General features: G+C 63.5%; 16 protein-coding genes. All 16 read left to right on the top strand.

Annotated features, from left to right (window positions below):
- Positions 1-403: 403 nt before the first annotated feature.
- The 16 genes from rpoB to tuf all read left to right on the top strand — a co-directional run bounded on the left by rpoB (position 404) and on the right by tuf (position 21621).
- A complete protein-coding gene (gene rpoB, locus KG104_RS14460; protein WP_104053681.1) occupies positions 404-3904 on the top strand; it encodes a DNA-directed RNA polymerase subunit beta in 3501 nt (1166 codons plus the stop codon).
- A 96-nt stretch (positions 3905-4000) separates the two neighbouring features.
- Positions 4001-7891, top strand: a complete 3891-nt coding sequence (locus KG104_RS14455; RefSeq protein WP_104052752.1) for a DNA-directed RNA polymerase subunit beta' — start codon at positions 4001-4003, stop codon at positions 7889-7891.
- A gap of 130 nt (positions 7892-8021) precedes the next feature.
- Positions 8022-9227, top strand: coding sequence for a 4-hydroxybenzoate 3-monooxygenase (locus KG104_RS14450; protein ID WP_207347876.1), 1206 nt, complete (start codon positions 8022-8024; stop codon positions 9225-9227).
- Between the two features lie 120 nt (positions 9228-9347).
- Positions 9348-10166 (top strand): protocatechuate 3,4-dioxygenase subunit beta, encoded by an 819-nt coding sequence (gene pcaH / locus KG104_RS14445; protein ID WP_237687141.1) that lies wholly within the window; start codon positions 9348-9350, stop codon positions 10164-10166.
- Complete coding sequence (gene pcaG, locus KG104_RS14440; protein WP_207347878.1) at positions 10166-10732, top strand: protocatechuate 3,4-dioxygenase subunit alpha; 567 nt, start codon at positions 10166-10168, stop codon at positions 10730-10732. Before pcaH ends, pcaG begins: the two co-directional genes overlap by 1 nt.
- 2 nt (positions 10733-10734) lie before the next feature.
- On the top strand, positions 10735-12156 hold the full coding sequence (locus KG104_RS14435) for a lyase family protein (RefSeq protein ID WP_207347879.1): 1422 nt from the start codon (positions 10735-10737) through the stop codon (positions 12154-12156).
- Entirely contained in the window at positions 12153-12965 is an 813-nt protein-coding gene (locus tag KG104_RS14430; protein ID WP_207347880.1) for an alpha/beta fold hydrolase, read from the top strand. Before KG104_RS14435 ends, KG104_RS14430 begins: the two co-directional genes overlap by 4 nt.
- Before the next feature lie 5 nt (positions 12966-12970).
- Entirely contained in the window at positions 12971-13381 is a 411-nt protein-coding gene (gene pcaC / locus KG104_RS14425) for a 4-carboxymuconolactone decarboxylase (protein WP_104101603.1), read from the top strand.
- Positions 13378-14589, top strand: coding sequence for a thiolase family protein (locus tag KG104_RS14420; RefSeq protein WP_207347881.1), 1212 nt, complete (start codon positions 13378-13380; stop codon positions 14587-14589). The genes pcaC and KG104_RS14420 overlap by 4 nt, the downstream gene beginning before the upstream one ends.
- 8 nt (positions 14590-14597) lie before the next feature.
- On the top strand, positions 14598-15281 hold the full coding sequence (locus tag KG104_RS14415) for a 3-oxoacid CoA-transferase subunit A (protein WP_207347882.1): 684 nt from the start codon (positions 14598-14600) through the stop codon (positions 15279-15281).
- Entirely contained in the window at positions 15278-15997 is a 720-nt protein-coding gene (locus KG104_RS14410; RefSeq protein ID WP_207347883.1) for a 3-oxoacid CoA-transferase subunit B, read from the top strand. The genes KG104_RS14415 and KG104_RS14410 overlap by 4 nt, the downstream gene beginning before the upstream one ends.
- A gap of 28 nt (positions 15998-16025) precedes the next feature.
- Positions 16026-16817, top strand: a complete 792-nt coding sequence (locus tag KG104_RS14405) for an IclR family transcriptional regulator domain-containing protein (RefSeq protein ID WP_104052743.1) — start codon at positions 16026-16028, stop codon at positions 16815-16817.
- 310 nt (positions 16818-17127) lie between these two features.
- Positions 17128-17502 (top strand): 30S ribosomal protein S12, encoded by a 375-nt coding sequence (gene rpsL / locus KG104_RS14400; RefSeq protein WP_104052742.1) that lies wholly within the window; start codon positions 17128-17130, stop codon positions 17500-17502.
- Between the two features lies 1 nt (position 17503).
- A complete protein-coding gene (gene rpsG, locus KG104_RS14395; RefSeq protein ID WP_104052741.1) occupies positions 17504-17974 on the top strand; it encodes a 30S ribosomal protein S7 in 471 nt (156 codons plus the stop codon).
- A 117-nt stretch (positions 17975-18091) separates the two neighbouring features.
- Entirely contained in the window at positions 18092-20206 is a 2115-nt protein-coding gene (gene fusA / locus KG104_RS14390; protein ID WP_104052740.1) for an elongation factor G, read from the top strand.
- Between the two features lie 224 nt (positions 20207-20430).
- The gene (gene tuf, locus KG104_RS14385; RefSeq protein WP_104052739.1) at positions 20431-21621 is read left to right on the top strand and encodes an elongation factor Tu; all 1191 of its coding nucleotides are present in this window, start codon (positions 20431-20433) and stop codon (positions 21619-21621) included.
- Positions 21622-21650: the final 29 nt, after the last annotated feature.

Raw genomic sequence — 21650 nt, 5'->3', positions numbered from 1 at the left:
GCGGGGAGAGAAGAGTCACACCGCACTCGGCGGGCGGCCGGGCACCGGCGCGCACAATTGGGGCCGCGTGCGGTAAGGTATCTGTATCCGATGCGTCAGCGGTGCGCCGGTGTTGCCTGTAGCTCCTCGTAAAGCGGCCGGCTGGAACACGATTCCAGCCTTGCCCGGCGGGTTGAGCCACGCAGGGTTTCAGGGACCGGGTAGACTTGTCTGCCCATAATGCCCTATAGTAGATATTTGCTTCCCTCTCTTAACCTTCAGCCTTCATATAGCGGTGGGCTCCGTCCTGTGCCAGGCAGCGTTTTGCGCGCCCGGCCGGATGCAAGGACGCACGCGGACCAGGTCCGCTCTGTGCAGAGAAGGAGGCGCGAAACACGCCTGAAGGTCTGTGGAAGGATCCCTCTTGGTCGCCTCGAGCACCTCTAATAATGCAACCGCTAACATCCCGGAGAACATCGCTCCCCGGATTTCATTCGCAAAGATTCACGAACCGCTTGACGTTCCCAATCTTCTTGCCCTGCAGACCGACAGCTTTGACTGGCTTGTCGGCAACGAGCGCTGGAAAGCGCGCGTAGAAGAGGCCAAGCAGACCGGGGAACAGGGCATTGCCACCACCTCCGGCCTGGCCGACATCTTCGAGGAAATCTCCCCGATCGAGGATTTCCAGGGCACCATGTCCCTGAGCTTCTCGGAGCCGGAGTTTGCCGACCCGAAGTACACCATGGCTGAGTGCAAGGACCGGGACGCCACGTACTCGGCCCCTCTGTACGTTAAAGCCGAATTCATGAACAACAACACGGGCGAAATCAAGCAGCAGACCGTGTTCATGGGCGACTTCCCCCTCATGACAGACAAGGGAACGTTCGTCATCAACGGCACCGAGCGTGTCGTGGTTTCCCAGCTGGTCCGTTCCCCGGGCGCCTACTTCGAGCGCACCGCTGACAAGACCAGTGACAAGGACATCTACACCGCGAAGATCATTCCTTCCCGCGGTGCATGGTTCGAACTGGAAATCGACAAGCGCGACCAGGTGGGCGTCCGCCTGGACCGCAAGCGCAAGCAGTCCGTCACCGTGCTGCTGAAGGCACTGGGCTGGACCGAAGGCCAGATCCTGGAAACCTTCGGCGAGTACGACTCCATCCGTGCCACCCTGGAGAAGGACCCCACGGAAACCCGCGAAGATGCCCTGCTGGACATCTACCGCAAGCTCCGTCCGGGCGAGCCGCCCACGGTCGAGGCTGCCCAGACCCTTCTGGACAACCTGTACTTCAACCCGAAGCGCTATGACCTGGCCAAGGTTGGCCGCTACAAGATCAACCGCAAGCTGGGCATCGACAAGCCGCTGACGGATTCTGACGCCTCGGTCCTGAACAACGACGACATCGTCGCCATGATCAAGTTCCTGGTGGCGCTGCACGCCGGCGAGAAGACCGTCCCGGGCAAGCGCAACGGCGAGGATGTTGACATCCGCGTCGAGGTCGATGACATCGACCACTTCGGCAACCGCCGTATCCGCGCCGTCGGTGAACTCATCGAGAACCAGATCCGCACGGGCCTGTCCCGCATGGAGCGCGTTGTCCGTGAGCGCATGACCACTCAGGACGTCGAGGCCATCACGCCCCAGACGCTGATCAACATCCGTCCCGTCGTGGCAGCGATCAAGGAGTTCTTCGGAACCTCCCAGCTCTCGCAGTTCATGGACCAGAACAACCCGCTCGCCGGACTGACGCACAAGCGCCGCCTGTCCGCGCTGGGCCCGGGTGGTCTGTCCCGTGACCGCGCAGGCATGGAAGTCCGAGACGTCCACCCCTCGCACTACGGCCGCATGTGCCCCATCGAAACCCCTGAAGGCCCGAACATTGGTCTGATCGGTTCGCTGGCGTCCTACGCCCGGATCAACGCGTTCGGCTTCATCGAGACCCCGTACCGCAAGGTCATCGACGGCGTTGTCACCGACCAGGTTGATTACCTGACCGCTGACGACGAAGTTGAGCGCACCATTGCCCAGGCAAACGCTCCGCTGCGCGAAGACCAGCACTTCGCCGAGGACCTGGTCCTCGTCCGTGCCCGCGGCGGTTCCGGCGAGCCCGTTCTCGTTGAGCCCGAAGGCGTCGAGTACATGGACGTCTCCCCGCGCCAGATGGTGTCGGTGGCTACGGCCCTGATTCCGTTCCTGGAACACGATGACGCCAACCGCGCCCTCATGGGTGCGAACATGCAGCGCCAGGCTGTCCCGCTGCTCCGTTCCGAGCGCCCCGTTGTGGGTACCGGCATGGAGAAGTACGCCGCCGTTGACGCCGGTGACTCTGTTACCGCCGTCAAGCCCGGTGTTGTCACCGAGGTCTCCGCTGAGCTCGTTACCGTCATGAACGACGACGGCACCGAGTCCAACTACCCGATCATGAAGTTCGCACGCTCCAACCAGGGCAACGCGTACAACCAGCGGGTACTGGTTTCCGAAGGCGCACGCGTCGAGGTCAACAGCATCATCGCCGACGGTCCCTCCACGGACCAGGGTGAACTGGCTCTGGGTAAGAACCTGCTCGTGGCATTCATGTCATGGGAAGGCCACAACTACGAAGATGCCATCATCCTCTCGCAGCGCATGGTCTCCGACGATGTCCTGACCTCCATCCACATCGAGGAGCACGAAGTTGATGCCCGCGACACCAAGCTTGGTGCCGAGGAAATCACCCGTGACATCCCGAACGTGTCCGAGGAAGTGCTCTCCCAGCTGGACGAGCGCGGCATCATCCACATCGGTGCCGAGGTTGAAGCCGGCGACATCCTGGTTGGCCGCGTCACCCCCAAGGGTGAAACGGAACTGACCCCGGAAGAGCGCCTGCTGCGCGCCATCTTCGGCGAGAAGAGCCGCGAAGTCCGCGACACTTCCCTGAAGGTTCCCCACGGCGAGTCCGGAACGGTCATCGGTGTCCGCATCTTCGACCGCGACAACGACGACGAGCTGCCCCCGGGCGTGAACCAGCTGGTGCGCGTCTACGTGGCGCACAAGCGCAAGATCACGGACGGCGACAAGCTGGCCGGCCGCCACGGCAACAAGGGCGTCATTTCCAAGATCCTTCCGATCGAGGACATGCCGTTCATGGAAGACGGAACCCCCGTTGACATCGTCCTGAACCCGCTGGGTGTTCCGGGTCGAATGAACGTCGGCCAGGTCCTGGAAATCCACCTCGGCTGGGCTGCCAAGCAGGGCTGGAAGATCGACGGCAACCCCGACTGGGTCAAGAACCTGCCGGAACTGCCGCGCGAATCCGGCCCCACCACGGTCGCCACCCCGGTGTTCGACGGTGCCAGTGAAGATGAAATCACCGGCCTGCTCGATTCCACCAACGTGACCCGTGACGGCAACCGCCTGATCGGCGCCTCCGGTAAGGCCCGCATGTACGACGGCCGCTCCGGCCAGCCGTTCCCGGAGCCCATCTCCGTGGGTTACATGTACATCCTGAAGCTGCACCACCTTGTTGATGACAAGATCCACGCACGCTCCACCGGTCCGTACTCCATGATCACGCAGCAGCCGCTGGGTGGTAAGGCACAGTTCGGTGGCCAGCGCTTCGGTGAAATGGAAGTTTGGGCCCTGGAAGCGTACGGCGCCGCCTACACGCTGCAGGAGCTGCTGACGATCAAGTCCGATGACATCCACGGCCGCGTGAAGGTCTACGAAGCCATCGTCAAGGGCGAGAACATCCCGGAGCCGGGCGTTCCCGAGTCCTTCAAGGTGCTCATCAAGGAAATGCAGTCGCTCTGCCTGAATGTGGAAGTACTCTCCACCGAGGGCAACACGATTGAAATGCGTGACTCGGATGAAGAAGTCTTCCGGGCCGCGGAAGAACTGGGTATCGATCTGTCCCGCGCAGAGCCCAGCTCCGTAGAAGAGGTTTAGCCGAGCCGGCCGGCCCGCATCAGCGGGCCGGCCTCCGGCAGCCCCTTCCCGTACCCGAGACATTCAGATTTAGAGAACAAGAGAGAACAGGGACCCATGTCCAACGATTCCACGTTCGGCCTTATGCGAATCGGCCTTGCCACCGCGGATGAAATCCGCGGTTGGTCTTACGGCGAGGTCAAGAAGCCGGAAACCATCAACTACCGAACCCTGAAGCCGGAGAAGGACGGTCTTTTCTGCGAAAAGATCTTCGGTCCTTCCCGCGACTGGGAGTGCTACTGCGGTAAGTACAAGCGAGTTCGCTTCAAGGGCATCATCTGTGAGCGCTGCGGCGTCGAGGTCACCCGTGCCAAGGTGCGCCGCGAGCGTATGGGCCACATTGAGCTTGCCGCTCCCGTGACCCACATCTGGTACTTCAAGGGTGTTCCGTCCCGCCTGGGCTACCTGCTGGACCTGGCTCCGAAGGACCTCGAAAAGGTCATCTACTTCGCTGCCTACATGATCACCTCGGTGGACGAAGAAAACCGCCACGCGGAACTTCCGAACCTGCAGGCCGAGCACGACCTGGAGCGCAAGCACCTCGTCGACCAGCGCGACGCTGACATTGCTGCCATCGCCAAGGACCTTGAGGGCGAAATTGCTCGCCTTGAGGGTGAAGGCGCCAAGGCAGCGGACAAGAAGAAGGCCCGCGACTCCGCCGACCGCCAGATGGCCAAGGTCCGCCGCGACGCCGACAACAACATCGAGCGCCTCGAGCAGGTTTGGGAGCGCTTCAAGAACCTCAAGGTCGGCGACCTGGAGGGCGACGAAGGCCTGTACCGCGAACTGCGGGACCGCTACGGCCTGTACTTCGAAGGCTCCATGGGTGCCGAAGCCATCAAGCAGCGCCTTGAGGACTTCGACATGCAGGCTGAGTCCGAGCTGCTGCGCGACATCATCCAGAACGGCAAGGGCCAGCGCAAGACGCGTGCCCTGAAGCGCCTGAAGGTTGTCAACGCATTCCTGACCACCACCAACAGCCCGCTGGGCATGGTCCTGGACGCTGTCCCGGTCATCCCGCCGGAACTGCGCCCGATGGTTCAGCTCGACGGCGGCCGTTTCGCGACGTCCGACCTCAACGACCTGTACCGCCGCGTCATCAACCGCAACAACCGCCTGAAGCGCCTGCTGGATCTCGGTGCCCCCGAGATCATCGTGAACAACGAAAAGCGCATGCTCCAGGAAGCTGTTGACTCCCTGTTCGACAACGGCCGCCGCGGCCGTCCGGTCACCGGACCGGGCAACCGCCCGCTGAAGTCGCTCTCCGACATGCTCAAGGGCAAGCAGGGACGTTTCCGCCAGAACCTTCTGGGTAAGCGCGTTGACTACTCCGGCCGTTCCGTCATTGTTGTTGGTCCGCAGCTGAAGCTGCACCAGTGCGGTCTGCCCAAGCAGATGGCCCTGGAGCTCTTCAAGCCGTTCGTGATGAAGCGCCTGGTTGACCTCAACCACGCACAGAACATCAAGAGCGCCAAGCGCATGGTCGAGCGGTTCCGCCCGCAGGTCTGGGACGTGCTGGAAGAGATCATCACCGAACACCCGGTGCTGCTCAACCGTGCACCCACCCTGCACCGCCTGGGTATCCAGGCATTCGAGCCGCAGCTCGTTGAAGGCAAGGCGCTTCAGCTGCACCCGCTCGTCTGTGGCGCGTTCAACGCTGACTTCGACGGTGACCAGATGGCAGTTCACCTGCCGCTGAGCCCGGAGGCCCAGGCCGAGGCACGCATCCTGATGCTGTCCTCGAACAACATCCTGAAGCCCTCGGACGGCCGCCCGGTAACCCTGCCTTCGCAGGATATGATCATCGGCCTGCACCACCTCACCACCAAGAAGGAAGGCGCAGCAGGCGAGGGCCGGTTCTTCACGACACCGTCCGAAGCCCTGATGGCGTACGACCTCGGTGAGCTGGACCTGAACGCTCAGGTCAGCATGCGTCTGGAAGGCTTTGTGCCCTCCGCCGACCGTCCGGCTCCGGAAGGCTGGGAAGAAGGCACTCCTGCCCTCATCCAGACCTCCCTTGGCCAGGTCATCTTCAACCAGACCCTGCCGGCGGATTACCCGTGGGTTGAGAAGGTTGCAGACAAGGGCCAGCTGTCCACGATCGTGAACGACCTGGCAGAGCGCTACCCGAAGGTGATGACGGCGGCAACGCTGGATAACCTGAAGGACGCCGGTTTCTACTGGGCCACCCGCTCAGGCGTCACCGTTGCCATCTCGGACATCTCCGCGCCGATCGACAAGCCGGCCATCATGGAGGTTTACGAAGCACAGGCTGCCAAGGTTGAAAGCCAGTACGGCAAGGGCCTGATCGCAGAAGACGAGCGCCGTCAGGAGCTCATCGACATTTGGAACAAGGCAACGAACGAAGTTGCTGCGGCCATGCGTGCGAACATGCCCAAGGAAAACAACATCAACCGCATGGTGTCTTCCGGTGCCCGTGGTAACTGGCTGCAGGTTCGCCAGATTGCCGGTATCCGTGGTCTGGTGGCCAACCCTAAGGGTGAGATCATTCCCCGCCCGATCAAGTCCTCGTACCGCGAGGGCCTGTCGGTGCTGGAATACTTCATCGCCACCCACGGTGCCCGTAAGGGTCTTGCCGATACCGCTCTGCGTACCGCCAACTCGGGTTACCTGACCCGTCGTCTGGTGGACGTCTCCCAGGACGTCATTGTCCGCGAGGAAGACTGCGGCACCGAGCGCGGCCTGAATGTCACCATCGCAGTGCCGGACTCCAACGGTGAACTGCAGCTGCACGAAGAGGTCGAGAACTCGGCGTACGCCCGTACGCTGGCCACCGACGTCGTCGACCCCCAGGGCAATGTCCTGGCCAAGGGCGGCGACGATGTGGGCGACGTCCTCATCGCGAAGCTGTTCGAAGCCGGAGTTACCAACATCAAGGTCCGCTCCGTACTCACCTGTGAGTCCGCCGTCGGTACCTGCGCACTGTGCTACGGCCGCTCCCTGGCCACGGGTAAGACCGTGGACATCGGCGAGGCCGTCGGCATCATCGCCGCACAGTCCATTGGTGAGCCGGGCACCCAGCTGACCATGCGTACCTTCCACACCGGTGGTGTTGCTTCCGCGGAAGATATCACCCAGGGTCTGCCCCGTATCCAGGAGCTCTTCGAAGCACGCACACCCAAGGGTGTTGCTCCGATCTCCGAGACCGCGGGTCGGGTCACCATCGAAGAGACCGACCGCCAGATGCGTCTGGTTGTCACTCCCGATGACGGCTCCGAAGAAATCGCGTACCCGGTCCTGCGCCGCGCCCGCCTGCTGGTTGCCGACGGCGACCACGTTGAGGTTGGCCAGCAGCTGGTCTTCGGTGCGGTGGATCCCAAGCAGATCCTCCGTATCCTCGGCCCGCGCAAGGCACAGGAATTCCTGGTGGACGAAGTCCAGCGCGTGTACCGCAGCCAGGGTGTAGGCATCCACGACAAGCACGTGGAAGTCATCGTCCGCCAGATGCTGCGCCGCGTGACCGTGATCGAGTCCGGCGATTCGGATCTGCTCCCGGGTGAGCTGGCCGAGCGCCGCCGCTTCGAGAACGAGAACCGCCGCGTGGTATCCGAGGGCAAGAAGCCGGCCTCCGGCCGTCCCGAGCTCATGGGTATCACCAAGGCGTCGCTGGCCACCGAGTCCTGGCTGTCCGCTGCTTCCTTCCAGGAAACCACCCGCGTCCTGACGCAGGCGGCCATGGAAGGCAAGAGCGATCCGCTGCTCGGCCTCAAGGAAAACGTCATCATCGGTAAGCTGATCCCGGCCGGAACGGGCCTTCCCCGTTACACCGAGGTCACCGTCGAGCCGACCGAAGAAGCAAAGGCCAACCTGTTCACCGGCCCGAGCGCCTTCAGCGACTTCGACTACGCCGGAGTGGACGGCGGCCTGAGCCCCGAGTTCCATGCCATCCCGCTGGATGACTACGACATGGGCAGCGACTTCCGCTAACCTGCAACGCTGCGGCCCGCCACACGGCATGCCGCAGTAAGGAAAGGTCCCGCACCGTTTGGTGCGGGACCTTTCGCGTTTGTGCCAGACTCTGGGAATGGCCGACAGGCAGCTTTCTAAGGAGTACTGCATGGGCGCAGCACGCACCATTCTCAAGGCCCGGGTCGGCATCGTGGGTGCCGGTCCTGCCGGACTGATGCTCTCGCATCTGCTGGCTCAAGCCGGCATTGAGAGCATTGTGGTGGAGAAACGGGATTATCACACCATCCGCACCACGCACCGTGCCGGAATCCTGGAGCACGGGTCGGTGCGGATGCTCACCGAGGGCGGTGTCAGCAACAGGGTCCTCACCGACGGGCACCGCCACGACGGTATTGACCTTCGGTTCGGCGGCGCCAGCCACCGGATAGATTTCCAGGATCTGGTGGGGGAGTCCGTTTGGCTCTATCCGCAGAATGAAGTGTTCGTGGACCTGGCTGCTGCCAGGGAGCGCGACAGCGGGGACGTGCGGTGGGCGGTCTCCGACACTGAGGTTCTTGACCTTTCCTCCGATACGCCCAAAATCCGGTTCACCGACGCGGAGGGTGCCGTCTTCGAGGTCCACTGCGACATCCTGGTGGGCGCGGATGGTTCGCAGGGCATTTGCCGGCGGGCCATCCCGGCCGGACAGCGCAGGGAGAATTTCATTGAGTACCCCTTTGCCTGGTTCGGGATCCTTACAGAGGCACCGCCGAGTGCACCTGAATTGATCTACACCAACTCCGGCCGGGGCTTCGCGCTGATCAGCCAGCGCAGTCAGACTATCCAGCGGATGTACTTTCAGGCCGACCCTGATGAGAACCCCGACGATTGGTCCGAGGAGCAGATTTGGGATGAGCTCCAGCGGCGGGTGGACGGCCCCGACGGCTTTGAGCTCAAACGCGGTCCGATCTTTGAAAAGACGCTGTTGAAGTTCCGCAGCTATGTTTGCGAGCCGCTGCGCTACGGGAAGATGTTCCTTGCCGGCGACGCAGGACACACCGTGCCGCCCACGGGAGCCAAGGGGCTCAATCTTGCCCTGGCCGACGTCCAGGTTCTGTTTGAAGCCGTTGAATCGTTGTATGCCACCGGAAAAACAAACCTGTTGGACGGATACAGTGAGCGCGCACTGGCACGGGTTTGGCGGGCCCAGAATTTCTCTTACTGGATGACTTCCATGCTGCATACCAGGGCCGATGCCAGCCCCTTTGAACGCAAGCGTGCGCTGGGGGAGTTGGCCGGCGTCGTTGCCTCCCGGCACGGCAGCGCCTACCTTGCGGAGGCCTACACCGGCTGGCCGGCGACAACCTCGAAATAGAAAGTTCGCATAGTGAACACCTGTACACAAAGTGAACATTGACGTAGGGTGGTCCCATCCTCAAGATGCTTGGCAGCGGTACGGGCGGAGGGGAAACATCGACAAGGGAGAACCATGGAAATGGAAGAAGGCCTGTTCCCGGACAGCCATGTGATCGAACGGCTGGATGCTGCGGAAGCCTCGCAGGACCAGATTTCCGCGGAGATCGATTCGATCCATGCCGCCTACCGCAAAACGGTGGACGACGGCGGTACGGAGGAGACCCAGCCCCGTGTGGACTTCCAGCCGTACCGCAGCTCCCTTCTGCGCCACCCCACCAAGGATCCGCACCACGCGGACCCCGAAACCATTGAGCTGTGGTCCCCGGCCTTCGGCCACCAGGATGTCCACGCCTTGGAAAGTGACCTGACGATCCAGCACAACGGCGAACCGCTGGGGGAGCGGATCATTGTCCGCGGACGCATCCTCGACGGCGACGGGCATCCGGTCCGTAACCAGCTGGTGGAAATCTGGCAGGCGAACTCGGCGGGACGCTACATCCACAAGCGGGATCAGCACCCGGCGCCGATCGACCCCAACTTCACCGGCGTCGGCCGCTGCCTCACTACTGAGGACGGTTTCTACGAGTTCACCACCATCAAGCCCGGACCGTACCCGTGGAAGAACCACTACAACGCCTGGCGGCCGGCGCACATCCATTTCTCGCTCTTCGGCACCGACTTCACCCAGCGCATGATCACCCAGATGTATTTTCCCGGGGATCCGCTGTTCGCCCTGGATCCGATCTACCAGTCGATCACCGACCAGAAAGCACGGGACCGCCTCGTGGCCGCGTACGACCACAACCTCACCTCGCACGAGTGGGCCACCGGCTACAACTGGGACATCGTGCTCACCGGCAGCAACCGCACCTGGATGGAAGAAGAGGACGCAGAGTAATGAGCGAACAGAAGCTGACAGCCACGCCGGGCCAGACCATCGGCCCGTTCTACGGCTATGCCCTCCCCTTCGAGAAGGACAACCAGCTGCTGTCCCCGGGCGTGCCCGGGAGCGTCCGGTTGCAGGGTACGGTGACCGACGGCGCCGGGGATCCCATCCCGGATGCCCTGCTGGAAATCTGGCAGGCGGACGCCGACGGCAATATCCCGCAGCGGTCAGGTTCCCTGGTCCGTGACGGCTACACCTTCACCGGCTGGGGCCGCACCGCAGTCGACAATGCCGGCAACTACACCTTCACCACGGTCAACCCCGGTCCCGCGGAAGAAGGAGCGGCACCCTTCATTTCCTTCGTCATTTTTGCCCGCGGCCTGCTGAACAAGCTGCACACCCGGATGTACCTGCCGGACGACGAAGAGGCCCTGGCCCGGGATACCCTGCTCTCCTCGCTGCCCGAGGAACGCCGCCGGACCCTGATCGCCACCCGTGAGGCGGACGGCGGACTGCGCTGGAACATCAGCCTGCAGGGCCGGGATGAAACCGTTTTCCTGTCCTTCCCCGGAGCCTAACGATGACCGGATCAGTAAGCGCAGCGGACACCGCAGACTACGGGCTGTTGTCCCCGGTGTGGGCAGGCACCACCGGTGCGGGCCGGACTGGTGACCGCCGGATTGTTCAGAAACTGCTGGACGTCGAACTCCAATGGCTGCGCGTCCTGGCCGGCGCGGGCGTCATTGCACCGCAGTTGCCCGACGAGGCCGCCCCCGCCTTCCGCGCCGACCTCTACGACCCGGCGTCCCTGGCAGCCCGGTCCGCCGGGGGAGGCAACCCGGTGATCCCCCTGCTGGCTGACCTGCGCGCCAAGGTGCGCGATATTTCGCCCGCTGCCGCCGAAGCTGTGCACACTGCAGCCACCAGCCAGGACATCCTGGACACGGCCCTGATGCTGGTCTCCGCGGACACGCTGGCAGGCATTGCCTCCGATACCCGGCGGACCATGTCTGCCCTGGCCGGTCTCGCCGTCGAGCACCGGCATACCCTCTGCGTGGCCCGGACCCTCACCCAGCATTCACTGCCCTCCACCTTCGGTCTCCGCGCCGCCCAGTGGCTGCACGGGATCGGGCAGGCGGCGGAGGCGCTCGAAACAACAGCATCCCGTCTGCCCCTGCAGTGGGGCGGCGGCTCGGGCACGCTTGCGGCCCTGCGCACCGTCGTGGATGCCAGCGGATCAGCGGCAACGCCTCTGGAGCTTGCCGACGAACTGGCACTCCGGCTGGGACTGGCAGCGCCGGCCGCACCCTGGCAGGGAAACCGGCTGCCCGTCACTGCAGTGGGTGCCGCCCTGCAGGACCTGCTGTCTGCCGCCGGCAAGATCGCCAATGACGTCCTGCTGATGAGCAGGCCCGAGGTAGCGGAGGTCTCCGAGCCGCGGGCGGCTGGCCGCGGGGGATCCTCGGCCATGCCGCAGAAACGGAACCCGGTGCTGTCCGTGCTCATCCGCAGCGCCGCGCTGGCCGGTCCGGGCTGCGGGGCGGCGCTCCAGACCGCGGCCGGAGCTGCGGACGACGAGCGCCCCGGCGGCTCCTGGCACACCGAGTGGCAGGCACTGCGCTCCCTGCTGCGGCTGGCCTCGGGCGCTGCGGAGAAACTCGCTGAACTCACCGAAGGGCTCACCGTAAACACCGCAGTGCTTCGGGACAACCTGCTCACCGCCGGACCGCTGGTGGTCAGCGAACGGTTGATGGCCACGGTTGCCCCGCTGCTGGACGACGACGGCGGACCCGGCAGCGGCAAGGCCCGCCTTCAGGAGCTGGTCACCGCCGCCCAGACCATGGGGAGCTCTCTGGGCGAAATGCTGCGCAAGTCAGTATCCGCCGATGTCCTGAGCGATGCCGAGCTTGCCGCCCAGCTGGATCCCGCCAACTACGTGGGCGAGGCCTCCGCCCTGATTGACCGCATTCTTGCCGCCTATCCCGTAAGGAGCTCCCGGTGAGCCAGCCCGTCCTCAAAGCCAGCCTCCTCAGCGCCGCCGGCGCGAATGCTCCCGTCCTCATCGCCGGCCCGTCGCTGGGGACCTCCGCCGCGGCGCTGTGGTCCCCGGCCGCCGCCGTGCTGAAGACCTTCACCGTGATCGCCTGGGACCTTCCCGGACACGGCCTCAGCCCCGCAGCCGCCGAGCCGTTCAGCGTGGCCGACCTGTCGGACAGTGTTGCGGCCCTGGTTGCCGCAGCACGTGCCGGCGGCGACATCACAGCGCAGCAGAGCGTGTACTACGCCGGAGTGTCCCTGGGCGGGGCCGTGGGACTGCAGCTGGGGCTGGACCATTCCCAGGAATTCGAGGGACTGGCGATTCTGTGCTCCGGCGCAAAAATCGGCGACGCCGAAGGCTGGGCAGAGCGCGCCGATACGGTCCGGAACCAGGGCACTCCCGCAGTCCTGGCCGGCTCCGCTGAGCGCTGGTTTGCCCCCGGCTTTATCGACCGTGAACCGGCCGCCTCCGCTGCCCTTTTGCATTCCCTCCAGGACGCAGACCGGTTCTCTTATGCGTTTTGCTGTGAGGCTCTGGCCGAATTCGACGTCCGCGGCAGGCTCGGCGACATCACCCTTCCCCTGCTTGCGTTGGCGGGCGAGCAGGACGCGGTCACCCCGCCGTCGTTCGCCGAGTACGTTGCCGAGCGCACGCCCAACGGCACCAGTGCCGCCGTCGGCGGCGCCGCCCATCTGCTTCCGGCCGAAAAGCCGGAAGAAACCGCTCACCTGCTGCGCAACTTCTTTGGTGCCGCATATCAGGAAGGACTGTAGGTTCCATGATTGAGGATGCAGACAAGACCCAGCAGGACGTCTACGACGAGGGGATGGCCGTCCGCCGCGAGGTGCTCGGTGCTGCCCACGTGGACCGCGCGAACGCCGCCAAGGACGAATTCACCGAGGACTTCCAGGAGCTCATCACCAAGTATGCGTGGGGGAGCATCTGGACCCGGCCCGGACTGCCCCGGACCATGCGCAGCGCGATCACGCTCACCGCACTGATTGCCCACGGGCACACGGAGGAGTTCGCCATGCACGTCCGCTCAGCGCTGACCAACGGGCTGACCCGGGCCGAAATCAAGGAAATCATTCTGCAGTCGGCCATCTACTGCGGCGTTCCGGCTGCCAATTCGGCATTCAAGACGGCGCAACAGGTTTTCGCAGAACTCGACGGGCTGGAGAAGCGATGAATCAGGCGTACATCTACGACGCAGTCCGCACGCCGTTCGGCAAGTTCGGCGGTGTGCTGGCCGGAGTGCGGCCGGATGACCTGGGAGCACGGGTCATCCGTGCGGCAGTGGACCGCGCACCTGACCTGGATCCCGCGGCCGTGGACGAAGTGGTCTTCGGCAACGCCAACGGCGCAGGCGAGGAGAACCGCAACGTCGCCAGGATGTCGTCACTGCTGGCTTCCCTGCCCACGTCGGTCCCGGGAACCACGGTGAACCGGCTCTGCGGCTCTTCCCTTGATGCCGCGATCATCGCGTCCCGGCAGATCAACACCGGGGAAGCCGACCTTATGCTCGTCGGCGGCGTGGAGTCCATGAGCCGTGCGCCCTGGGTACTCCCGAAAAACGAGAAGGCCTATCCCGCAGGGAACCAGACGCTCGCCTCCACCACGCTGGGCTGGCGGCTCGTGAACCCCGCCATGCCCGCGGAATGGACCGTGTCGCTGGGCGAAGCGACCGAGCAGCTGCGCGAAAAGTACAACATCACCCGGGACCGCCAGGACGAGTTTGCGGCAAAGTCCCATGTGCTGGCCGCCAAGGCCTGGGACGAAGGCAACTACGCCAACCTGACCGTCGCCGTCGACGGTGTTGCCCTGGACCGGGATGAATCCATCCGTGCCGGTTCGACGGTGGAGAAACTGTCCACCCTCGCCACCGTGTTCCGTCCCGCCGGCAACGATGCCTCCGGCGGCACTGTTACCGCCGGCAACGCCTCGCCGCTGAATGACGGTGCCTCGGCCGCCTGGCTGGGAAGCGAGGCAGCCGAGCGTCTTCTCGGGCTGCCCCCGCTGGCCCGCATTGCCGGGCGCGGCGCCGCCGCCAACGAACCGCAGTACTTCGGCTACGCGCCGGTCGAAGCCGCTAATCTCGCCCTCAAACGTGCCGGGATCAGCTGGGGTGACGTGGGCGCCGTCGAGCTCAATGAAGCCTTCGCCGCCCAGTCCCTGGCATGCCTCGATGCCTGGGACATCGACCCGGACATCGTCAATGCGTGGGGAGGTGCGGTGGCCATCGGACACCCGCTCGGTGCCTCAGGCACCCGCATCCTGGGAACGCTGGCTCGCCGGCTCCAAGCCTCCGGCGAGCGGTGGGGCGTCGCGGCGATCTGCATCGGCGTCGGCCAGGGACTGGCCGTAGTGCTCGAAAACTCAACAACCACCGCGAACTAGGGGAAACTGTGCTCAACATCGTGCAGGACGTCGACGAAGCCGTTGCGTCCATCACCGACGGGGCAACCGTCATGATCGGCGGCTTCGGCAAGGCCGGACAGCCCGTGGAACTGATCGAGGCGCTGCTCCGGCAGGGAGCCTCGGACCTGACAGTGGTGAATAACAACGCCGGCAACGGTGAACACGGCCTGGCAGCGCTCATTGGCGCCGGCAGGGTGAAGAAAATCATCTGTTCCTTCCCGCGCCAGTCCGACTCCCAGATCTTCGACGCGAAGTTCCGGGCGGGGGAGATCGAACTCGAGCTGGTGCCGCAGGGCAACCTTGCCGAGCGGATCCGGGCCGCAGGGGCCGGCATCGGCGGCTTCTTCACGCCCACCGGGTACGGAACGATGCTCGCTGAGGGCAAGGAGACCCGGATCATCGACGGCCGGGGCTACGTATTCGAATCCCCGCTCTCGGCGGACTTTGCGCTGGTCAAGGCACTGCGTGCCGACCGGGCAGGGAACCTCGTCTACCGCAAGACCGCCCGCAACTTCGGTCCCGTCATGGCCGCCGCGGCGACGAACGCCATTGTCCAGGTCCGCGACGTCGTGGACCCGGGGGACCTGGATCCGGAGCACGTCGTCACACCGGGTATTTACGTGAACACGCTGGTGCGCGTGGCAGAGGAAAAGGAGCCGGCAGCAGCATGAACTTTTCAATTGAAGGCACGAGAGCAGAAGGCACGAGAGCAGAAGGCACAGCAGGCGGGACGGAAACCGGGGACCGCCTGGACAAGTTCCAGCTAGCGGAACTGGTGGCGCGGGACATCGCACCCGGTTCCTACGTCAACCTCGGGATCGGCCAGCCCACCCTGGTGTCGAACTACCTGATGCCGGAACAGAAGATTACCCTGCACACCGAAAACGGAATGCTGGGAATGGGGCCCCAAGCGCAGGGCAGCCAGATCGACGGCGACCTGATCAACGCCGGAAAGATCCCGGTCACCGAGCTGCCGGGAGCGGCGTACTTCCATCACGCCGATTCCTTCGCCATCATGCGCGGCGGTCACCTGGACGTCTGCGTGCTTGGCGCTTTCCAGGTTTCAGCTTCAGGAGACCTGGCCAACTGGCACACCGGCGCCGCCGACGCCATTCCAGCCGTGGGCGGAGCCATGGACCTGGCAACCGGAGCCAAGGACGTCTACGTCATGATGTCCCTGTTCACCCGGGAAGGCCTGAGCAAACTCGTCCGCCAGTGCACCTACCCCCTGACAGGAGTGGGCTGCGTGACCCGCGTCTACACTAATGAAGCGGTCTTCCTGCTGAAGGAGGACGGCGTGCACGTGCGGGAAACCCACGGCATCAGCTTCGAGGAGCTGGCCGCCGTGATGGATGTTCCGCTGATCCGCGATCCGGCCGGCACCTAAGGCCGGCACCGTTATCCACGAGGGAGAAATGAGCGAGACCTCCGCCGCAAGCGGCCAGCACGTCCAGTCGCTGGCGCGCGGCCTAAGCGTGATTCGGTCCTTCGACGCCGACCACGTCAGCATGACCCTGAGCGAGGTTTCCCGCCGGACCGGGCTGACCCGTGCCACCGCCCGGCGGTTCCTGCTGACCCTCGTGGATTTGGGGTACATGCGCACTGACGGCCGCAATTTCGAGCTGACCGCCCAGGTGCTGGGCCTGGGATATTCCTACCTCTCGGGCCAGACCCTGCCGCAGCTGGCGCAGCCCCTGCTGGAAGACCTCTCCCGCACCATCTCGGAGTCCACGTCCGCGTCCATCCTTGACGGCCAGGACATTGTCTACGTCGCCCGAATCCATACCCGGAGGCTGATGCGCGTTGGCATCGCCGTCGGTACCCGGTTCCCCGCCTATGCCACCTCCATGGGGCGGGTCCTGCTGGCCGGCCTGCCGGACGCGGAGCTGGAGCAGTACCTGGCTCAGGTCCAGCCCCGGCCGCTGACGGAACGGACCCTCACCTCCGTCACGGACCTCCGGGAAGAGATAACCAGGGTGAGGGAAGCCGGCTGGGCCGTCGTGGACCAGGAGCTCGAAGCGGGGCTGCGCTCCGTTGCCGTCCCGGTCCGAGGGCCGGGCGGGGATGTGATTGCAGCCATCAATACCTCCATGCAGGCTTCGTTGGGGACAGGCGGGAGTACTCTGGAGGAAGCTGTTGCGGAGGTCTTGCCGCACCTGCAGCAGACTGCGGCGAAGATTACCGCCGCGCTGGTTGCCGGGAGCTAGCCTCAGGATGTGATTCTTGCCGCATCGTCAGGCGGGGAAGCTTAAGTCTGTTAGACTAATAATCAATTGTTTGTGTGGCAGTGGATGAAGGACGCTTATCGTAGCGGGCCTGTTTCCGGGTTGCAGGGTTCCTGTGCAACGAATGCCACACTTTTGCACGCCTACGGTCGCTTTCGGCGAGACTATCGGAGCTTCTCGGGGCATTGCGGAAACGACGACTTAAAGCGCGTCGCCTCGGCTGTTCCAACAGCTGACAGCGGGGCGGAGCAACCAAGAGAACTTATCTCGAGAAAAAACGGAGAACACGAAAGTGCCTACGATTCAGCAGCTGGTCCGCAAGGGCCGGTCACCCAAGGTCTCCAAGACCAAGGCTCCTGCCCTCCAGGGCAGCCCGATGCGCCGTGGTGTCTGCACCCGCGTTTACACCACCACCCCGAAGAAGCCGAACTCTGCACTGCGTAAGGTTGCCCGCGTGCGCCTGAACGGTGGCATTGAAGTGACCGCCTACATCCCCGGTGTTGGTCACAACCTGCAGGAACACTCCATCGTCCTCGTTCGCGGTGGTCGTGTGAAGGACCTGCCCGGTGTTCGTTACAAGATCGTTCGCGGCGCACTCGACACCCAGGGTGTCAAGAACCGCAAGCAGGCTCGCAGCCGTTACGGCGCGAAGATGGAGAAGAAGTAATATGCCCCGCAAGGGTCCGGCCCCCAAGCGGCCGCTCGTACTGGATCCCGTCTACGGCTCCCCGCTGGTCACTCAGCTGATCAACAAGGTTCTCGTCGACGGCAAGAAGTCCACCGCTGAGCGCATTGTTTACGGTGCACTCGCAGGCGCTCAGGAGAAGACCGGGGGAGACCCCGTTGCAGCCCTGAAGAAGGCCATGGACAACATCAAGCCCAGCCTTGAGGTCAAGTCCCGCCGCGTCGGCGGCGCCACCTACCAGGTTCCGGTTGAGGTCAAGCCGGGCCGTGCAACTGCACTGGCCCTGCGCTGGCTGGTTGGCTACTCCAAGGCCCGCCGCGAAAAGACCATGACCGAGCGTCTGCGCAACGAGATCCTGGATGCTTCCAACGGTCTTGGTGCAGCAGTCAAGCGCCGCGAAGACACCCACAAGATGGCTGAATCCAACAAGGCCTTCGCACACTACCGCTGGTAATAAGCCAGGCCGACGGCGGCCACTCCTTCAAGGCCCTGCATTCCGCTTACGGCGGGGTGCGGGGCCCGAAGCAGATAAACGCAGTCGAACCGGCAAAAACCAACTAAGGGAGAAACCGTGGCACTTGACGTGCTTACCGACCTGAACAAGGTCCGCAACATCGGCATCATGGCCCACATTGATGCCGGCAAGACCACCACCACCGAGCGCATCCTGTTCTACACCGGTGTCAACCACAAGATTGGTGAGACCCACGACGGTGCGTCCACCATGGACTGGATGGCACAGGAGCAGGAGCGGGGTATCACCATTACCTCCGCAGCTACCACGTGCTACTGGGACAACAACCAGATCAACATCATCGACACCCCGGGTCACGTTGACTTCACGGTCGAGGTTGAGCGGTCCCTGCGCGTGCTCGACGGCGCTGTAGCCGTTTTCGACGGCAAGGAAGGCGTGGAGCCGCAGTCCGAGACTGTTTGGCGCCAGGCTGACAAGTACAACGTTCCGCGCATCTGCTTCGTCAACAAGATGGACAAGCTCGGCGCTGACTTCTACTTCACTGTGGACACGATCATCAACCGCCTCGGCGCGAAGCCGCTGGTTATCCAGCTGCCCATCGGTGCCGAGAGCGAGTTTGAAGGCGTCGTTGACCTGGTCGAGATGCGTGCACTGACGTGGCGCGGCGACTCCAAGGGTGACGTCACCATGGGTGCCAAGTACGAGGTCGAGCCCATCCCGGCCGATCTGGCCGAAAAGGCTGAAGAGTACCGCGCCGCGCTCATCGAGACCGTTGCCGAAGCCAGCGACGAACTGATGAACAAGTACCTCGAAGGTGAAGAATTCACCACCGAGGAAATCAAGGCCGGCATCCGCCACCTGACCATCAACTCGCTGGTTTACCCGGTGCTTTGCGGTTCCGCGTTCAAGAACCGCGGCGTACAGCCGATGCTTGACGCCGTCGTCGCCTACCTGCCGAACCCGCTGGACGTCCCGAACATCAAGGGCCACGACATCCGCGACGAAGAGGTCATCCTCGAACGCGCCGCTGATGCCAACGCTCCGTTCTCGGCCCTGGCGTTCAAGGTTGTCACGCACCCGTTCTTCGGCCGCCTGACGTACATCCGCGTGTACTCCGGTCACGCTGCTTCCGGCGCCCAGGTCATGAATGCGACCAAGCAGAAGAAGGAGCGCATCGGAAAGCTCTTCCAGATGCACGCCAACAAGGAAAACCCGGTCGAAGAGATCACCACCGGTCACATCTACGCTGCGATTGGCCTGAAGGACACCACCACGGGTGACACCCTGTGCGACCTTCAGAACCCGATCGTGCTGGAATCCATGAGCTTCCCGGAGCCCGTGATTTCCGTGGCCATCGAGCCGAAGACCAAGGGTGACCAGGAGAAGCTCTCCACGGCCATCCAGAAGCTCTCCGAAGAGGATCCGACCTTCCAGGTCTCCCTCGACGAAGACACCAACCAGACGATCATCGCCGGTATGGGCGAGCTGCACCTGGACATCCTGGTTGACCGCATGCGCCGCGAATTCCGCGTCGAGGCAAACGTGGGCAAGCCCCAGGTTGCCTACCGCGAAACCATCAAGCGCGCTGTGGCCAAGCATGACTACACGCACAAGAAGCAGACCGGTGGTTCGGGCCAGTTCGCAAAGGTCCAGATCGCGATCGAGCCGATGGACACGTCGGAAGGCGTGTTCTACGAGTTCGACAATAAGGTCACCGGTGGCCGTATTCCCCGTGAATACATCCCCAGCGTTGACCAGGGTATCCAGAGCGCGCTCACCGAAGGTGTGCTCGCCGGTTACCCCGTGGTCGGTGTCAAGGCAAGCCTGCTTGACGGTGCCTACCACGATGTTGACTCCTCGGAAATGGCGTTCAAGATCGCCGGACGACAGGCTTTCAAGGAAGCCGCCCGCCTGGCGAACCCTGTACTGCTCGAACCGCTGATGGATGTTGAAGTCCGCACCCCTGAGGAATACATGGGTGAAGTTATCGGTGACATCAACTCCCGCCGCGGCCAGATGCAGTCCATGGAAGACGCCGCAGGCGTAAAGGTCATCCGTGCTCACGTACCGCTGTCCGGCATGTTCGGCTACATCGGCGACCTGCGTTCAAAGACGCAGGGACGCGCCGTGTACTCCATGTCGTTCAACAGCTACGCGGAGGTCCCGAAGGCAGTAGCCGACGAGATCATCCAGAAGACGCGCGGCGAATAAAACCCTGGTTGGTGTTCCGGGGGCAACTTCGGAACACCAGCTGTGTGCAGCGGGCCAAGGCCCAGGCCGGAAGCCCGCTGCATAGCCAGACTGAGCGGCCTCGCCAGGCTGCTGCGGATATACGGCAATTTCATCAAATAAACAGCCCCCAGTAGACTTACATCAGTTTCAGCAGCGAGAAGCGCTGTTGGAGATTGAGTCTTCAACCTTTCTAGGAGGAACCCGTGGCGAAGGCAAAGTTCGAGCGGACTAAGCCGCACGTCAACATCGGCACCATTGGTCACGTTGACCATGGAAAGACGACGTTGACCGCTGCCATTTCGAAGGTGCTTGCTGACAAGTACCCTGATCTGAATGAAAAGCGCGATTTCGCTGCTATCGACTCTGCACCTGAAGAGCGCCAGCGCGGTATCACCATCAACATCTCGCACATCGAGTACCAGACCGAGAAGCGCCACTACGCACACGTAGACGCCCCCGGTCACGCTGACTACATCAAGAACATGATCACTGGTGCAGCTCAGATGGACGGCGCAATCCTCGTGGTTGCCGCTACCGACGGTCCGATGGCCCAGACCCGCGAGCACGTTCTGCTGGCCCGCCAGGTTGGCGTTCCCTACCTGCTGGTCGCACTGAACAAGTCCGACATGGTCGACGATGAGGAACTGCTGGACCTCGTTGAAATGGAAGTTCGCGAACTGCTGAGCTCCCAGGAATTCGACGGCGACAACGCTCCCGTCGTTCGCGTCTCCGGCCTCAAGGCTCTGGAAGGCGACCCGAAGTGGGTTGCTTCCGTCGAAGAGCTCATGGAAGCCGTTGACAACAACGTGCCGGACCCGATCCGCGACAAGGACAAGCCGTTCCTGATGCCGATCGAGGACGTCTTCACGATCACCGGTCGTGGAACCGTTGTCACGGGCCGCGCCGAGCGCGGTACCCTTGCCATCAACTCCGAGGTCGAGATCGTCGGCATCCGTCCGGTCCAGAAGACCACGGTTACCGGTATCGAGATGTTCCACAAGCAGCTTGACGAAGCATGGGCAGGCGAGAACTGTGGTCTCCTGCTCCGCGGCATCAAGCGCGAAGACGTAGAGCGCGGCCAGGTTGTCGTGAAGCCGGGTTCCATCACCCCGCACACCGACTTCGAGGCCAACGTCTACATCCTGTCCAAGGATGAAGGCGGACGCCACAACCCGTTCTACTCGAACTACCGCCCGCAGTTCTACTTCCGCACCACGGACGTAACCGGCGTTATCACCCTGCCCGAGGGCACGGAAATGGTTATGCCCGGCGACAACACTGAGATGACCGTTGAGCTCATCCAGCCCATCGCCATGGAAGAAGGCCTCGGCTTCGCTATCCGCGAAGGCGGCCGCACCGTTGGTTCAGGCCGTGTCACCAAGATCATCAAGTAATTTCCTTACTTGTTGAATCCACGGTGAAG

The organism is Arthrobacter sunyaminii, assembly GCF_018866305.1.
In the GTDB taxonomy this organism is placed as follows: domain Bacteria; phylum Actinomycetota; class Actinomycetes; order Actinomycetales; family Micrococcaceae; genus Arthrobacter_B; species Arthrobacter_B sunyaminii.
This window is presented reverse-complemented; position numbering and strand designations above follow the sequence as displayed.

Excerpts from the sequence above, each read along its gene's own strand:
- pcaH (WP_237687141.1), top strand. The coding sequence starts at position 9,348 with ATGGAAGAAGGCCTGTTCCCGGACAGCCATGTGATCGAACGGCTGGAT.
- pcaG (WP_207347878.1), top strand. The coding sequence starts at position 10,166 with ATGAGCGAACAGAAGCTGACAGCCACGCCGGGCCAGACCATCGGCCCG.
- KG104_RS14410 (WP_207347883.1), top strand. The coding sequence starts at position 15,278 with ATGAACTTTTCAATTGAAGGCACGAGAGCAGAAGGCACGAGAGCAGAA.
- rpsG (WP_104052741.1), top strand. The coding sequence starts at position 17,504 with ATGCCCCGCAAGGGTCCGGCCCCCAAGCGGCCGCTCGTACTGGATCCC.
- KG104_RS14420 (WP_207347881.1), top strand. The coding sequence starts at position 13,378 with ATGAATCAGGCGTACATCTACGACGCAGTCCGCACGCCGTTCGGCAAG.
- KG104_RS14450 (WP_207347876.1), top strand. The coding sequence starts at position 8,022 with ATGGGCGCAGCACGCACCATTCTCAAGGCCCGGGTCGGCATCGTGGGT.
- KG104_RS14435 (WP_207347879.1), top strand. The coding sequence starts at position 10,735 with ATGACCGGATCAGTAAGCGCAGCGGACACCGCAGACTACGGGCTGTTG.
- KG104_RS14455 (WP_104052752.1), top strand. The coding sequence starts at position 4,001 with ATGTCCAACGATTCCACGTTCGGCCTTATGCGAATCGGCCTTGCCACC.
- KG104_RS14405 (WP_104052743.1), top strand. The coding sequence starts at position 16,026 with ATGAGCGAGACCTCCGCCGCAAGCGGCCAGCACGTCCAGTCGCTGGCG.
- pcaC (WP_104101603.1), top strand. The coding sequence starts at position 12,971 with ATGATTGAGGATGCAGACAAGACCCAGCAGGACGTCTACGACGAGGGG.